This window comes from Halomonas sp. I5-271120, assembly GCF_030553075.1.
GTDB classification, from domain to species: domain Bacteria; phylum Pseudomonadota; class Gammaproteobacteria; order Pseudomonadales; family Halomonadaceae; genus Onishia; species Onishia taeanensis_A.
In genome coordinates this window covers 3,621,213-3,635,518 of record NZ_CP130701.1, presented here as the reverse complement: position 1 = coordinate 3,635,518, position 14,306 = coordinate 3,621,213, and the positions used below count along the sequence as shown (strand labels likewise).

Annotated in this window: 15 protein-coding genes; 13 read left to right on the top strand and 2 right to left on the bottom strand. The window is 60.9% G+C overall.

Going from position 1 to position 14,306, the window contains the following annotated elements:
• Window positions 1-54: 54 nt before the first annotated feature.
• Together Q2K57_RS16385 and cyoE are read left to right on the top strand one after the other, a co-directional pair.
• Window positions 55-1,122, top strand: coding sequence for a heme A synthase (locus Q2K57_RS16385; protein ID WP_304525704.1), 1,068 nt, complete (start codon window positions 55-57; stop codon window positions 1,120-1,122).
• Window positions 1,104-2,036 carry a heme o synthase gene (cyoE, locus tag Q2K57_RS16380; RefSeq protein WP_304525703.1) on the top strand — a complete coding sequence of 311 codons (933 nt, stop codon included), beginning with the start codon at window positions 1,104-1,106 and terminating at the stop codon, window positions 2,034-2,036. Before Q2K57_RS16385 ends, cyoE begins: the two co-directional genes overlap by 19 nt.
• A gap of 133 nt (window positions 2,037-2,169) precedes the next feature.
• Here cyoE and Q2K57_RS16375 read toward each other — a convergent pair whose 3' ends face one another.
• Window positions 2,170-3,630 carry a DASS family sodium-coupled anion symporter gene (locus tag Q2K57_RS16375; RefSeq protein WP_304525702.1) on the bottom strand — a complete coding sequence of 487 codons (1,461 nt, stop codon included), beginning with the start codon at window positions 3,628-3,630 and terminating at the stop codon, window positions 2,170-2,172.
• A 276-nt stretch (window positions 3,631-3,906) separates the two neighbouring features.
• Here Q2K57_RS16375 and Q2K57_RS16370 point away from each other — a divergent pair, with 276 nt between their 5' ends.
• The 9 genes from Q2K57_RS16370 to ihfA all read left to right on the top strand — a co-directional run bounded on the left by Q2K57_RS16370 (window position 3,907) and on the right by ihfA (window position 12,910).
• Window positions 3,907-4,374 (top strand): DUF2489 domain-containing protein, encoded by a 468-nt coding sequence (locus tag Q2K57_RS16370; RefSeq protein ID WP_304525701.1) that lies wholly within the window; start codon window positions 3,907-3,909, stop codon window positions 4,372-4,374.
• Window positions 4,375-4,633: 259 nt separating this feature from the next.
• Window positions 4,634-5,491 (top strand): OmpA family protein, encoded by an 858-nt coding sequence (locus Q2K57_RS16365; protein WP_304525700.1) that lies wholly within the window; start codon window positions 4,634-4,636, stop codon window positions 5,489-5,491.
• A gap of 300 nt (window positions 5,492-5,791) precedes the next feature.
• Window positions 5,792-7,687 (top strand): threonine--tRNA ligase, encoded by a 1,896-nt coding sequence (gene thrS, locus Q2K57_RS16360; protein WP_304525699.1) that lies wholly within the window; start codon window positions 5,792-5,794, stop codon window positions 7,685-7,687.
• Window positions 7,688-7,769: 82 nt separating this feature from the next.
• The gene (gene infC / locus Q2K57_RS16355) at window positions 7,770-8,261 is read left to right on the top strand and encodes a translation initiation factor IF-3 (RefSeq protein ID WP_304525698.1); all 492 of its coding nucleotides are present in this window, start codon (window positions 7,770-7,772) and stop codon (window positions 8,259-8,261) included.
• Window positions 8,262-8,354: 93 nt separating this feature from the next.
• Window positions 8,355-8,549: a 50S ribosomal protein L35 gene (rpmI, locus tag Q2K57_RS16350; RefSeq protein ID WP_092524139.1), complete on the top strand. Its 195-nt coding sequence runs from the start codon at window positions 8,355-8,357 to the stop codon at window positions 8,547-8,549.
• Between the two features lie 40 nt (window positions 8,550-8,589).
• Window positions 8,590-8,943 (top strand): 50S ribosomal protein L20, encoded by a 354-nt coding sequence (rplT, locus tag Q2K57_RS16345; protein WP_112055227.1) that lies wholly within the window; start codon window positions 8,590-8,592, stop codon window positions 8,941-8,943.
• 165 nt (window positions 8,944-9,108) lie between these two features.
• A complete protein-coding gene (gene pheS / locus Q2K57_RS16340; protein WP_304525697.1) occupies window positions 9,109-10,128 on the top strand; it encodes a phenylalanine--tRNA ligase subunit alpha in 1,020 nt (339 codons plus the stop codon).
• 29 nt (window positions 10,129-10,157) lie between these two features.
• Window positions 10,158-12,539: a phenylalanine--tRNA ligase subunit beta gene (gene pheT, locus Q2K57_RS16335; protein WP_304525696.1), complete on the top strand. Its 2,382-nt coding sequence runs from the start codon at window positions 10,158-10,160 to the stop codon at window positions 12,537-12,539.
• A 65-nt stretch (window positions 12,540-12,604) separates the two neighbouring features.
• Window positions 12,605-12,910 (top strand): integration host factor subunit alpha, encoded by a 306-nt coding sequence (gene ihfA, locus Q2K57_RS16330; RefSeq protein WP_304525695.1) that lies wholly within the window; start codon window positions 12,605-12,607, stop codon window positions 12,908-12,910.
• 169 nt (window positions 12,911-13,079) lie between these two features.
• Here ihfA and Q2K57_RS16325 read toward each other — a convergent pair whose 3' ends face one another.
• Entirely contained in the window at window positions 13,080-13,286 is a 207-nt protein-coding gene (locus Q2K57_RS16325) for a DUF2788 domain-containing protein (protein ID WP_304525694.1), read from the bottom strand.
• A gap of 146 nt (window positions 13,287-13,432) precedes the next feature.
• On the opposite strand from Q2K57_RS16325, the gene Q2K57_RS16320 reads away from it, so the two are divergent.
• Both Q2K57_RS16320 and Q2K57_RS16315 read left to right on the top strand, forming a co-directional pair.
• Entirely contained in the window at window positions 13,433-13,897 is a 465-nt protein-coding gene (locus Q2K57_RS16320; protein ID WP_304525693.1) for a flavodoxin domain-containing protein, read from the top strand.
• Window positions 13,898-14,269, top strand: coding sequence for a hypothetical protein (locus Q2K57_RS16315; RefSeq protein WP_304525692.1), 372 nt, complete (start codon window positions 13,898-13,900; stop codon window positions 14,267-14,269).
• Window positions 14,270-14,306: the final 37 nt, after the last annotated feature.

Sequence of the window (14,306 nt, the reverse complement as noted above, 5' to 3'; positions counted from 1 at the left end):
GATGTAGAGAGGGATGTAGAGAGGGATGAGATTGCTCCAGGACAGGAGGTGGCCATGTCGCAGCATGATCTCAGGCTGGGCCTGCTAATTCGGTTAAGCCAGCTAGGCATTGCCTTCACGGTGGCGGTTATTCTGATGGGGGCCTTCACGAGGCTTATGGATGCAGGGTTAGGTTGTCCCGACTGGCCCGGCTGTTATGGCCAGTGGGTCGTACCTGAGCCGGGCGTGGCCGAAACTCATCCTTCTGCAGTGCCGTTGGAACCTCTCAAGGCCTGGCTCGAGATGGTCCATCGCTACCTGGCCACGATGCTGGGTGGGCTGGTGCTGATGATGCTGGCGTTGGGTTGGTCGCGGCGAAAGCGTCCGGGTTACCCCTGGCATATTACGCTTGGCCTGCTGGCTGTGATTCTGCTGCAGGGGGCCTTCGGTGCCTTTACCGTCACGCTGCGGCTATGGCCGCAGGTGGTCACCCTGCACCTGCTGGGCGGCCTGGTGGTGATGCTGCTGTTCCTCTGGCTGCACCTTAGATTACGCGTCACGGCGGTCAGCGCTAATCCAGCGAATCGAGCTCTTCCCAAGCTCTCACACTGGTGGGCTATCGCGGCTTTGCTGCTGGCGGCGCAGCTGGCGCTTGGTGGCTGGACGTCGAGCAATTACGCGGGCATTGCCTGCCAAGGCTTCCCGACCTGCAATGGCCAGTGGTGGCCGACAATGGACTGGAGCGAGGGCTTTCATCTGACTCAGCGAGTGGGGCCTGACTATCTTTACGGCCAGTTGCATGCCGATGCGCGAACCACGATTCATCTGGCGCATCGACTCGGTGCCCTGGCGTTGGGGTTGAGCCTCACGCTGCTGGCGGCCCGTCACTGGCGTGAGCCGCGCCTGCGTCCATGGATGGGGGCCATGTTGGCAGCCTATGGGCTCCAGGTAGGACTTGGGATTGCCAATGTGGTCTGGTGGCTGCCTTTGGGGCTGGCCCTGGCGCATACGGCCGGTGCGGTACTGCTGGCGCTGACCATGGCGCTGGCTGCCTGGCAGGCCAAGGTGGGGGCGCTTCCGGTCGGTCTGCCGAAGGCGCAGGCTCAAGAGCAGGGAGCGGGTGAATGCGCGATAACTTCATGATCGCCTCGTCGTCATCGCTCGAGCGGGCTTGGGGGTGGCGTGACCTGATCACACTCGGCAAGCCCCGTGTGGTGATGGTCATGTTGGTCTGCGTTGTCGTGGGCATGGGATTGGCTTCGCCGTCACTGCCGCCCGTGCACCTGGTGATCCATGGTCTGGTGGGCATTGGTCTGACGGCCTCGGGGGCGGCCGCCTTCAATCATGTGCTCGATCGACGGCTGGACGCCCTGATGCTGCGCACGGCGGGTCGCCCGCTGGCCTCACGTCGGCTGCCCACGTCTTATGCGTTGGCTTGGGCATCACTGCTGTCCGTGGCAGGGGTGGGGCTGCTGGCCTGGCGGGTCAATGCACTGACTGCCTGGCTGACGTTGGCATCATTGCTTGGCTATGCGCTGGTCTACACTGCCTTCCTGAAGCGCGCTACGCCGCAGAATATCGTAATCGGTGGAGTCGCCGGGGCGGCGCCTCCCTTGCTTGGCTGGACCGCTATCACGGGAGAGCTCGGGCCAGAACCGCTGTTATTGATGTTGATCGTGTTCGCCTGGACGCCACCGCACTTCTGGGCGCTGGCCATTCATAAACATGAGGAATACGCCAAGGCCGGGGTGCCCATGCTGCCGGTCACCCATGGCGACGCCTTCACTAGATTGCAGGTCTGGCTCTATGGCTGGTTGACCGTGGCGGTGACGCTGTTGCCCTTCGTGATCGGCATGAGCGGTGTTCTGTACCTGATCGCCGTCATGGGGCTCAACGCCCGCTTCATGGTCTGGAATTTCAGGGTCTGGCGCGGCCGCGACAGCCAGGCGCCATTGGCCGCCTTCTGGTTCTCGATCCGCTACATTCTCGGTGTCTTCGCCGCGCTGCTGGCGGATCATTACGGCATGCTTTTGCTTGCCCAGTCATCACTCGCCTGACGCAAAGCCTGCATCTCGCTTTTTTAGGGTCATTTCCCATAACGACATCGCCCGGCCATGTGGCCGGGCGATGTTATTCGATCGTTAGAGATGGTTGCCATGCAAGCCCCGGCGGGCAGCTGGCAGGGTGTCTTTACCAGAACGCAAGGATAAGCAGGTAGGCCATCAGGGTGACGACCGGGGTGCTGATCAGGTTGAGGGCGAAACCGGCGCGGATCATCGACTGGATCTTCATGTGCCCGGTAGCAAACACGATGGCATTGGGCGGCGTGGCCACCGGCATCATGAAGGCGCAGCTGGCGGCGATGGCCGCCGGCACGGTGACCATCAGCGGCGAAATATCCAGAGAAAGCGCCAGGGCTCCCAGCAGCGGCAGGAAGGCGGCGGCCGTTGCGGTATTGGAGGTCACCTCGGTGAGGAAAATGATCACCAGCACGACGATACCGATCAGCATCAATAGCGGCAGGGCGCCGAACATGGACAGCTGATCGGCAATCCAGGTAGCAAGGCCTGAGGCCTTGATGGCGCCGGCAAGTGCCAGGCCGCCGCCGAACAGCAGCAAAATGCCCCAGGGAAGGTGTTGAGCGTCTTCCCACACCATCAATCGCTCGCCGCGCTGCCGGCCGCTTGGCAGCAGGAACAGCAGGATGCCGGCGGTGATGGCAATGCCGGTGTCATTGAGCCAGACAAGCCCCAGGTCGTTGAGAAAGGGGCGGGAAACCCAGGCAATGGCGGCAAGCAGAAACAGGATGCCGACGCGGCGCTCTGCCTTGCTCATCTGGCCAAGCTTGGCCAGTTCCTGCTTGACCATGTCGCCGCCGTTGCTGCCCACCGCCAGGTTGAAGCTCTTGCGGGTCAGCCACCACCAGGCGGTGGTCATCATCACGATGCTGATCGGCAGGCCAACCATCATCCACTGGGCGAAGCCGACGTCGATGCCGCGATCTTCAGACAGGTAGGCGGCAAGCAACGCATTGGGTGGTGTGCCGATCAGGGTCGCGACACCGCCGATGCTGGCCGAATAGGCAATGGCCAGCAGTAGGGCGGTGGCGTAGCGGGATACCTCTTTCGGATCACTGCCTTCGAGCAGGCTGACCACTGACAGGCCAATGGGCAGCATCATGATGGCGGTGGCGGTATTCGACACCCACATGCTCAAGAAGCCCGTGGCGATCATGAAACCGGCGATCTGCTGGCTAGGTTGATGGCCGACGACTTGCAGGACCTTGAGGGCGATTCGCCGATGAAGCTCCCAGCGCTGCATGGCGATGCCCAGCAAGAAGCCGCCCAGGAACAGGTAGATGATCGGGTTGGCGTAGCTCGAGGCCACGCTGGACATGTCATTAATGCCCAGAACCGGAATCAGCACCAGCGGCAGCAAGGAGGTGGCGGGGATCGGCAGAGCTTCTGTCGCCCACCAGGTCGCCATCAACAGCGCAACGCCCAGACACAGCCAGGCGCTTCCCGGCATGCCCCCAGGAGCGGGTAGCAGCAGCGTCATGAGTAGCCAGGCGGGGCCGAGCCACAGGCCGATAGTGGCTGTCAGCGAGGGCGTCACAGTGCCCTCTGAGCCGGAGGGGCTTGGTGTCGACATGGTGTTGGTTCCGTTGCGCAGGTTGAATTAATCAGCGACAGGAGAACGGCGCCCGTCGCTAAGGCTGTCTAGGTCAGTCACTCGATAACGAAATGAACGTAGATACCTTAAGGAGGGTCGCATCAGGTGGATGATAAGACGACGATGATAAACAGGCGTGCGTTTCAGCCACAACCTGGGTCTGGCATTTGCCCTGGGGTCTTGGCAGCGCTGGGTTGCTGGCAGTCAGCCACGTACAATGCACCTCTTTTCCGATAAACAGCGAGAGGCGACGACATGAGTGAGACGATGGCTTGGATAGTGGCGGGCCTCGCGGTAGTGATCCTGGCAGGTCTTGGCGCCTATGCATTCACACTCTGGAAAGAGGTGCAGCGGCGCGAAGCCTTCAAGCGCGATGAGGCCGAACGAGCCAATCAGCAGTGCCTGTCTAGCCTGGATGCGATCGCACGCTCGATGATCAGCCGCCAGGTTGATCTGGTCGAGGGCTCGCTGCGCTGCAAGGTGTTGCTCGAGATCATTGATCCGGCACTGTTGCAGCGCGATGGTTTCCGCGTGTTCGCTGATGTGCATGAACGTACTGAGCACCTGCATACCCATTCCGCGCGCAATGCGCTGAGTCTCAAGGAGCGTCTCGACGAAGATCGGCAGCGCATGGCCGTTGAGGATGAGTTCGAGACTCCGCTCATCGAGGCGGCTCGGGGCGTGCTCTCCTTCAAGGAACGCTGGCCAGAAAGCGGCAACTAGTTCAGGTGTCTGCCTTACCCTTGAGCCTCTTCCGCGGCAGGCATTTGCGTGAGTTTGGCGTTGAATGGCGGCCAGGATTTAATTTGTCTCCATTAGGAGACACTTGATTATATCTGATGCCTAGCTGAATATCCCGTGATGTGCTTATCTTTGGTAAGGATGCGAAAGGATGGGCTTTTCTGCAGCTTGCCGTTAAGTACCAGTGTTTCGTAACGCCGTTGGCGGGCATCGCCGTGATGCAAATAAGAAGGAGTCTTGCATGAAGAAGTCAATAACAGGTTTGCTGCTTGGTTCAGCGCTGGTGATCGGTCTATCCGGCTGCGCGAGCTCGGCCTCACAATCCTCGGGTAGCATGGCGAACGATGCTTGGTACCAGAGTCCATTCGTTTGTGCTGTCGCGGGCGGTCTGATTGGTGGCGGTATCGGCTACGCCTCAAGCAGCGAGTCCGATGAGGATCAAGGTGCAGCCATTGGTAGCACTGCGGGCGCCACCATCGGCGGCATGCTGTGTGCCAATCCCAAACCGGCCAAGCCGCAGTGTCCGACATTCGGCGGCACCGTGCCGGCGGGTGTGGCTACCGATTCCAAAGGCTGTCCGCTCGACTCTGACGGTGACGGTGTCTATGACTACCGCGACCAGTGCCCGGGTACACCGGCCGGCGTTCAGGTAGACGCCAACGGCTGTCCGCTGGACTCCGACGCTGATGGCGTGCCGGATTACATGGATCAGTGCCCGGATACCCCGGCGGGTGCCAAGGTCAATGCCCTGGGCTGTGAAGATGACCTGGTGCTGGAAGACGTCAACTTCGAGTTCGACTCTGCCAAGCTGACCATGGGCGCTCAGGATATCCTGGCGGACGTGGCTGCTAAGCTGTCGGCTAACCCGGAAGCGCGCGTGCGCCTCGAAGGGCATACCGACTCCGTGGGTTCTGCTAGCTACAACAAGCAGCTGTCTCAGCGCCGTGCTGACTCCGTCAAGGCCTTCCTGGCCAGCGAAGGCGTTGACGCCAATCGCATGACGGCCATCGGTTACGGTGAAGAGCAGCCGATCGCCTCTAACGATACTGATGCCGGTCGTGCCATGAACCGTCGCGTGGAGCTCGGTGAGTGGGAATGATCGCCTGATGTATTGATTCAGGCTTGTCTGACGAGGGGTGCCATTCGGCACCCCTCGTTTCGTTTTGTCTGCGTATTGTCTTCGTTCTGTCCTAGCGGTGTTATGCCGCCAGCCCCGGCCACTGCGCCTGCCGCGGCTGGACGCCCCTAGCATGGCCCTGCTAATGTGCGCTGCTGCTAGATAGCGCCTCTGAGCCTCTCTAGAGGCGGTGTCCACACACTGCCAGACCGTATTCATTCATTTCAGCCTGTCGCATGTCGTCCCTGGTATGGATGACCACTGCGCTCGAGGATGCCCGCAATGCCAATCGTTACCCTGCCTGACGGCAGTCAGAGAACCTTCGACGCGCCGCTTTCGGTGATGCAGCTGGCCGAGTCCATCGGTCCTGGGCTTGCCAAGGCCTGCGTGGCCGGCAAGATCGATGATGTGCCGGTGGATGCCGCCGACATCATCGACCATGACGCCAAGGTCGCTATTTTGACCGCGCGCGACGAGGAAGGCCTCGAGGTGATTCGTCACTCCTGCGCCCACCTGATCGGTCATGCCGTCAAGCAGCTCTACCCCGAGGCCAAGATGGCGATCGGCCCGGTGATCGATGACGGTTTTTATTACGACATCGATTTCGGCCGTTCCGCCACGCCGGAAGACCTCGAGGCCATCGAGGCACGCATGAAGGTGCTCATCGAGGAAGGCTATGACGTCGTTCGCGAGTACGTCGATCGTGACAAGGCGATGCTGACCTTCCTTCACCGTGAAGAGCCCTTCAAGCAGGAACTGGTGCGTGGGATTCCCGAGGGCGAAACCATTCGCCTCTATCATCACCAGGAATATATCGACATGTGCCGCGGGCCGCATGTGCCGAATACCTCGCATCTCAAGGCCTTCAAGCTGACCAAGCTTGCTGGCGCCTACTGGCGGGGCAGTGCCGAAAATCCGATGCTGACACGCATCTACGGCACCGCCTGGGGTGACAAGAAGCAGCTCAAGGCGTACCTCAAGCGCCTTGAGGAAGCCGAGAAGCGTGACCATCGCAAGCTGGCGCGCAAGATGGATCTCTTCCATATCCAGGAAGAGGCGCCGGGCATGGTGTTTTGGCACCCCAACGGCTGGACCATCTATCAGGCACTCGAGCAATACATGCGCCGGGTGCAGATCGAGCACGGCTACCAGGAGATCAAGACACCTCAGGTCGTTGATCTGTCGCTGTGGAAGGCTTCCGGCCACTGGGGGCACTATTCCGACCTGATGTTCACGACTGAATCGGAAAAGCGTGAGTATGCCGTTAAGCCGATGAACTGCCCGTGCCACGTTCAGGTCTTCAACCAGGGGCTGAAGAGCTACCGTGACCTGCCGCTGCGTCTGGCAGAGTTCGGCAGCTGCCACCGCAACGAGCCGTCGGGTTCCCTGCACGGCCTGATGCGTGTGCGTGGGTTCACCCAGGACGATGCGCACATTTTCTGCACCGAAAAGCAGATCCAGTCGGAGGCGGAAGACTTCATCGCCCTGACGCTCAAGGTTTACAAGGAACTGGGCTTCGAGGACGTCGAGCTCAAGCTGTCGACTCGCCCCGAAGGCTTCATGGGCGAGCCGGATCTCTGGGATCGTGCCGAGGCCGGCCTGGAGGCAGCTCTGAATGCCACCGGCCTCGACTGGGAGCTTCAGCCAGGCGAGGGCGCCTTCTACGGGCCCAAGATCGAATTTGCCCTGCGCGATTGCTTGAATCGTGTATGGCAATGCGGCACGCTCCAGCTCGACTTCAACCTGCCGGGTCGTCTTGGTGCACAGTTCGTCGATGAAGATGGCGCGCGCAAGACCCCTGTCATGCTGCATCGAGCGATTCTTGGGTCCTTCGAGCGTTTCCTTGGTATCCTTATCGAGCACTACGCTGGGGCCATGCCGCTATGGCTGGCACCGGAGCAGGTAGTGGTCATGACGATCACGGATTCGCAGCGTGATTTCGCACAGGATGTGGTCAATCGCCTGCAGAAAGTCGGTCTTCGTGCCAAGGCGGACTTGAGGAACGAGAAGATCGGCTTTAAAATCCGTGAACATACGTTGCAGAAGGTTCCGTATCTCCTCGTAGTAGGGGATAAGGAAGTCGAGGCTGATGCGGTTGCTGTACGGACTCGCACAGGTGAAGACCTCGGCTCATTGAAGGTCGATGACCTGATCGCCAAGCTCAACGACGAGCGGTGATCACTACGACGTCAACCAACACGGAGATGTAACGATCAAGAGAAATACTCAGCGCGGCCGTCCTCAGGACAAGCGCCCTCCAATGAACGAGCGTATCAGCGAAGACCAAGTCCGCCTCATCGGTATCGAAGGTGAGCAGCTTGGGATTGTGTCCACCAGTGATGCCTTGGAACAGGCGGAAGCGGCTGGTATGGACCTCGTGCAGATCTCCAATGCCGATCCGATCGTCTGTAAGATCATGGACTACGGCAAATTCGTCTTCGAGCAGAAGAAGCAGAAAGCTGCTCAGAAGAAGAAGACCAAGCAGATCCAGGTTAAGGAAGTTAAATTCCGGCCTGGCACTGACGAGGGTGACTATCAGGTCAAGCTGAAAAACCTGATCCGTTTCCTCGAAAGTGGCGACAAGGGCAAGGTCACGCTGCGTTTTCGCGGCCGTGAGATGGCTCACCAAGACATCGGCCGCAAGCTGATGGAACGGGTTGCCAAAGATCTTGATGAACTGGCTAACGTAGAGTCTTTCCCGAAGATGGAAGGCCGCCAGATGATCATGATCCTTGCCCCCAAGAAGAAGTGATCCAAAGGCAGTTGAACGGGTGTCGGTCGGGACCTGATCTCGACCGGCACCGGCCTTGGGTTTTCTGAAGAACCTCGAGCGGAGTTTTCCCTCATGCCGAAAATCAAGAGCAACAGTGGCGCTGCGAAGCGCTTCAAGAAGACGGCCAACGGCTTCAAGCACAAGCAGTCGTTCCGTAGCCACATCCTGACCAAAAAGACCACCAAGCGTAAGCGTCAGCTGCGTGGGATGAAGCAGATCCACGCATCCGATGTGCCGCTGATTCAGCGCATGCTGCCGAATCTGTAAGCGACGCTGGTAGACCCCTTTTTAACGTCAGGAGAAAGCTATGACACGTGTCAAGCGTGGCGTCGTTGCACGTCGCCGTCACAAGAAGATCATGAAGCAGGCCAAAGGCTACTACGGTGCGCGTTCGCGCGTCTTCCGCGTAGCCAAGCAGGCCGTTATCAAAGCCGGCCAGTACGCCTACCGTGACCGTCGCGTCCGTAAGCGTCAGTTCCGTGCGCTGTGGATTGCGCGTATCAACGCTGCTGCCCGCACCAACGGCCTGTCCTACAGCCGCTTTATCGCTGGTCTCAAGCAGGCCGGTATCGAGATCGACCGCAAGGTGCTTGCCGATCTCGCCGTTCACGAAAAGGCCGCCTTTGCCGCTATCGTCGAGAAGGCCAAGGCTGCTCACTGAGTGAACTGATCGTTTCGACGTGCCGCTGCAAAACGATGCCTCATCGTTTGCATCGCACGCGTAAAGGTCGCAGGGGAAGAGCAGCCGCTCTTCCCCTGTTTTTTTATATGACCCTGTTGCGGTGTGGCTCATCGACATCGCAGCAGCGCATTCGGAGCTCAACGGATGGACCACCTTCCCAACCTGGTTGCCGAGGCGCGTGGCGCCATCGATGCCGCCCAGGACATCCCCGCGCTCGATGAAGTGCGGGTGCGATACCTCGGCAAGAAGGGTGAAATCACGGCCTTGCTGAAGGGCCTCGGCAAGCTGCCGCCCGAGGAGCGTCCGGCCGCTGGCGAGCGCATCAACCAGGCCAAGCAGGAACTCGGCTCCGAGCTGGACCGTCGTCGCCAATTGCTTGAGAAGGCCGCCCTCGATGCCCGTCTGGCGGCCGAGCGCCTGGATGTGACGCTGCCCGGAAGAGGGCAGCCGGGTGGCGGCCTGCACCCGGTGACGCGCACCCTCGAGCGTATAGAAGGCCTCTTTACGCGCATCGGTTTCGATGTGGCGGTCGGCCCTGAGATCGAGGACGACTACCACAACTTCGAGGCCCTCAATATCCCGGCGCATCACCCGGCACGGGGCATGGCGGATACCTTCTACTTCGACGCCACGCGGCTGCTTCGCACCCATACCTCGCCGGTGCAGGTGCGGACCATGAAGAACGAAGAGCCACCGATTCGCATCGTCTGCCCGGGTCGGGTCTATCGCAGTGATTCGGATCTGACCCACACCCCGATGTTCCATCAGGTCGAGGGGCTGCTGGTCGATGAGGATGTCAGCTTTGCCGACCTGAAGGGCACCATCGAAGACTTCCTGCAGGCATTCTTCGAGCGTGATGACCTGTCGGTGCGCTTCCGGCCCTCCTACTTCCCCTTCACCGAGCCGTCCGCCGAGGTCGATATCCAGTGCGTGATGTGTGGCGGTGATGGCTGTCGCGTCTGCTCCCACAGTGGCTGGCTCGAGGTGATGGGCTGCGGCATGGTGCACCCCGAGGTGTTCCATCATGCGGGCATCGATACCGAACGCTACCAGGGCTTTGCCTTCGGCATGGGTGCCGAGCGGCTGGCCATGCTGCGTTACGGCGTCAACGACCTGCGCCTGTTCTTCGAGAACGACCTGCGCTTCCTGCGCCAGTTCGCTTGAACCCCTGACTGCAGAACACAGGATATGTCATGAAATTTTCCGAACAGTGGCTGCGTGAATGGGTGTCGCCTCAGTTGGCGACCCAGGCACTGGCCGACCAGATCACCATGGCGGGCCTGGAAGTCGATGCCGTTGAGCCGGTCGCGGCAGCCTTTCAGGGCGTGGTGGTGGCCGAGGTCGTCGACAAGGCGCAGCATCCCGATGCCGACAAGCTGAATGTCTGCCAGGTCGCCGACGGCAGCGGCGAGACGGTTCAGGTGGTCTGCGGTGCGCCCAATGTGGCGGTGGGCCAGAAGGTGGCCTTCGCCCAAGTAGGCGCCGTGCTGCCTGGCGATTTCAAGATCAAGAAAGCCAAGCTGCGTGGGGTCGAATCCCGCGGCATGATCTGCTCGGCATCCGAGCTGGGGCTCGAGGAAGAGACCTCGCCCGGCATCATGGAGCTGCCGCTCGATGCACCGGCCGGTGAAGACTTCCGCGCCTGGATGGGGCTTAACGACAGCACCATCGAAGTCGACCTGACGCCCAACCGCGGTGATTGCCTGAGCCTCAAGGGTATGGCCCGTGAGGTTGGCGTGCTTAACCGCCTGGCCGTCGAAGGCCCGGCGATGGCGCCGGTGACACCGACCCACGACGAGACCTTCCCGGTGGAAGTGCGTGACGGCGAACGCTGCCCGCGCTATATCGGCCGCCTGATCAAGGGTGTCGACGTTACTGCCGACACACCGCTGTGGATGGTCGAACGTCTGCGCCGCAGTGGCGTGCGCTCCATCGATCCGATCGTCGATATCACCAACTATGTGATGCTCGAAATCGGTCAGCCGCTGCATGCCTTCGATCGCGCCAATCTCCATGAGCGTGTCGAGGTGCGTCTGGCGCGCGCCGGTGAACAGCTGACGCTGCTCGACGGCCAGGAGATCGCCCTGCGTGACGACACGCTGGTGATCGCCGACAGCCGTGGTGCCTTGGCGATTGCCGGTGTCATGGGCGGCGAGCATTCCGGTGTGAATGCCGAGACTCGCGATATCTTCCTGGAATCGGCCTTCTTCACTCAGCTCGCCGTGGCCGGTCAGGCCCGCAGCTATGGCCTACACACCGATGCCTCGCACCGCTTCGAGCGTGGCGTGGACCCGAAGCTCGCGCATGACGCCGTCGAGCGGGCCACCGCCTTGCTGCTCGAGATCACCGGCGGCGAGCCCGGCCCGCTCATCGAAACGGTTAGTGACGAGCATCTACCCGCGCCGCGCCAGATCATCCTGCGCCGTGCCCGTCTCGAACAGGCTCTGGGGCTTTCACTGCCGGTCGAGGACGTCACCGATATCCTCGAACGGCTGGGCATGCCGGTCGAGGCAGATGATGTCAGTTGGCGTGTGGCGGTACCTAGTTGGCGGTTTGATGTCGCCATCGAGGAAGACCTGATCGAGGAAGTGGCGCGCATTCACGGCTATAACCGCTTGCCGGTGCGTCGCCCTCAGGCTCGCCTCGGGCTGCGCCCCGACGGCGAGACGCATCAGCCGCTGTCGCGCCTGCGGCGTCAGATGGTCGCCCGGGGCTATCAGGAAGCCATCAGCTATAGCTTTGTGGCGCCTGAGCTGCAGACAGCGCTGATGCCGCAGGCCGTGGCGCCGACCCTGGCCAACCCGATTTCCAGTGACATGTCGGTCATGCGTGCCAGCCTGTTCCCGGGGCTGATCAAGGCCCTTGAGCACAACCTCAACCGCCAGCAGAGCCGAGTTCGTCTGTTTGAAACCGGCCTGGTGTTCCGCGGTGAGCTCGACGACCTGTCCCAGATTCCGATGATGGGGGCCCTGGTATGCGGCAACCGTGATCCGGAAGGCTGGGCGGCGCGTGGCGACAAGGTCGACTTCTACGACCTCAAGGGCGATCTGGAAAGCCTGCTGGCCATGGGCGGTGAGCCCGACGCCTGGCGCTTCGAGCCCGGCGAGCATTCGGCGCTGCATCCCGGTCAGGCGGCGCGGGTGCTGTATCGTGGCGAAGAAGCTGGCTGGATTGGCACCCTGCATCCGGCGGTTCGTGCCGAGCTGGGGCTCAAGGTCGAAGCCGTGCTCTTCGAAGTGCGTCTGGACGCTCTGAGCCAGGGCCAGCTGCCGGCCTTCACGCCGCTATCGCGTTACCCGGAGGTTCGTCGCGACCTGGCCATGCTGGTCGATGAGTCGCTGCCGGTGCAGTCACTGCTCGACTGTCTGCGCGAGCAGGCCGGTGAATGGCTGACCGAAATCAACCTCTTTGACGTGTATCAGGGCAAAGGGGTAGAGGATGGTCACAAGAGTGTGGCTCTGGGCTTGACCTGGCAGCATCCATCGCGCACGCTGAATGATGAGGAAATCAATCAGTTAGTCGATGCAATCGTCACCGAATCCGGACAGCGCTTCGGCGCTCGGCTGAGAAGCTGATCCATTGGCTGCCAAGCCTTGAGCCGGAAGACGGCGATGCTGCCATCCTGCACGAGGGAATGACCATGGGTGCGTTGACCAAGGCGGAACTGGCCGAACACTTGCACACCGAGTTGGGTTTGTCCAAGCGTGAGGCCAAGTCAATGGTGGAGGCCTTCTTCGAGGAAATCCGCGGTTGTCTGCGCGAGAACGAGCAGGTGAAACTGTCAGGTTTCGGCAACTTCGATCTGCGTGACAAGCGCGAACGGCCGGGACGGAATCCCAAGACGGGAGAAGAGATTCCGATCTCTGCCCGGCGGGTGGTGACCTTTCGACCCGGCCAGAAGCTCAAGGCCCAGGTCGAGGATTTTCAAGGTCCGCTGACGTATTAATAGCGTGCACGTATTAGTGGCGTATGCGTAGTAGTGGCATATACGCAGTAGTGGCATTTATAAGTGCAAGGCAGCCATTTGGCAGAATAAAAGGCGCCACCCTCAGGGGTGGCGCCTTTTTGTATATTGACCTGGAAAGCGTTGCTGGACGGGAATCCACCTCAATCTGCTAGATTGCGCCGTTTTCCATGACATAGGTGATGATCACCTTGATGACATAGCCCAGCATTCCCGCGCCCAGCACGATGAACAGCATGAGGGTGCCGAACTTCCCGGCCTTCGACTTGCGAGCCAGTTCCCAGATAATGAAGCACATGAACAGGATCAGACCGCCGATCATGATGGGAGTGATCCACGTCTCGAAGGTCTCTTGCATCTCGTCTCTCGCTGCGCCAAAAGCGCGAGTATAACCGCCCCAATCCCTTGTCGACAGCGTTCGCTGAGCGTTGCGCGGCGCCAGGGATTCGGCTCCCGCAAGGACTATGGTAATATCCGAGTAAATTTCTCAAGCAAAGCAGATCCATGTCCATGCTGAAGATTTTCGTTGGCACCATGTATGGCGGCGCCCTCGACGTCGCCGAGCAAGTCAAACCACTGTTCGAGCAGGCCGGTTACGACGTCGCGATTTATGACCAGCCGACCCTCGAGGATTTGACCGGTTCGCCTACCGATCTGGCGCTTTTCTGCGTATCGACCACGGGCTCTGGAGATTATCCGGGTAACTTCGTGGCCTTTGCCCGGTCGCTGCAGGAGCAGGGGGCCGACCTGTCGGCGCTGCGCTATGGTCTGATCGCGCTGGGCGACAGCTCCTATGTCGATAGCTTCTGTGGGGCAGGACGATCGCTGGATGCCCTGCTCGCCGAATATGGCGCTCAGCGCCTCGGTGAGCGTCTTGAAGTCGACGCCATGGAAACCTTCATGGCCGATGATGCCGCCATCCCCTGGGCCGAGGAATGGATCGAGTCCCAGCAGCTGGCGGTGTCCTGAATGGCCGCTTCTGCGACCCCTGAACGATTCAGCGTGATGACCGGCCTGGTGCTGGTGATGCTCGCCAGCGTGCCGCGCTATGTGCTCGAAGGGCATGAGACGCGCCTGACGCTGCTGCTGATGGCCGCTGCGGTCGTGACGATCGCGGCCGGCTTTCACTGGCGCATGATCGAGATCAGTGCACGCCGGCAGCTGCCGGGGCTTATCAAGCGGCTACTGGCCTGTCTGCTGGGTGGCGTGCTGGCCATCGCTGTCTGGCAGGGCATCAGCCTTGGGGGCGTCGATGCGATCTTGCTGCTTTCACATGGGGCGGCACTTGGGCTGCTGATCCATGTGGTGTCCCTGCTATGGCGACGTCCCGCGGTGGATTGATGGCGGTTGGCTGATCACTGATCACACGAACGGATCA

Excerpts from the sequence above, each read along its gene's own strand:
- Q2K57_RS16375 (WP_304525702.1), bottom strand. The coding sequence starts at position 3,630 with ATGTCGACACCAAGCCCCTCCGGCTCAGAGGGCACTGTGACGCCCTCG.
- thrS (WP_304525699.1), top strand. The coding sequence starts at position 5,792 with ATGCCAATCGTTACCCTGCCTGACGGCAGTCAGAGAACCTTCGACGCG.
- pheT (WP_304525696.1), top strand. The coding sequence starts at position 10,158 with ATGAAATTTTCCGAACAGTGGCTGCGTGAATGGGTGTCGCCTCAGTTG.
- Q2K57_RS16320 (WP_304525693.1), top strand. The coding sequence starts at position 13,433 with ATGTCCATGCTGAAGATTTTCGTTGGCACCATGTATGGCGGCGCCCTC.
- ihfA (WP_304525695.1), top strand. The coding sequence starts at position 12,605 with ATGGGTGCGTTGACCAAGGCGGAACTGGCCGAACACTTGCACACCGAG.
- Q2K57_RS16385 (WP_304525704.1), top strand. The coding sequence starts at position 55 with ATGTCGCAGCATGATCTCAGGCTGGGCCTGCTAATTCGGTTAAGCCAG.
- Q2K57_RS16315 (WP_304525692.1), top strand. The coding sequence starts at position 13,898 with ATGGCCGCTTCTGCGACCCCTGAACGATTCAGCGTGATGACCGGCCTG.
- pheS (WP_304525697.1), top strand. The coding sequence starts at position 9,109 with ATGGACCACCTTCCCAACCTGGTTGCCGAGGCGCGTGGCGCCATCGAT.
- Q2K57_RS16370 (WP_304525701.1), top strand. The coding sequence starts at position 3,907 with ATGAGTGAGACGATGGCTTGGATAGTGGCGGGCCTCGCGGTAGTGATC.
- rpmI (WP_092524139.1), top strand. The coding sequence starts at position 8,355 with ATGCCGAAAATCAAGAGCAACAGTGGCGCTGCGAAGCGCTTCAAGAAG.
- Q2K57_RS16365 (WP_304525700.1), top strand. The coding sequence starts at position 4,634 with ATGAAGAAGTCAATAACAGGTTTGCTGCTTGGTTCAGCGCTGGTGATC.
- rplT (WP_112055227.1), top strand. The coding sequence starts at position 8,590 with ATGACACGTGTCAAGCGTGGCGTCGTTGCACGTCGCCGTCACAAGAAG.
- infC (WP_304525698.1), top strand. The coding sequence starts at position 7,770 with ATGAACGAGCGTATCAGCGAAGACCAAGTCCGCCTCATCGGTATCGAA.
- Q2K57_RS16325 (WP_304525694.1), bottom strand. The coding sequence starts at position 13,286 with ATGCAAGAGACCTTCGAGACGTGGATCACTCCCATCATGATCGGCGGT.
- cyoE (WP_304525703.1), top strand. The coding sequence starts at position 1,104 with ATGCGCGATAACTTCATGATCGCCTCGTCGTCATCGCTCGAGCGGGCT.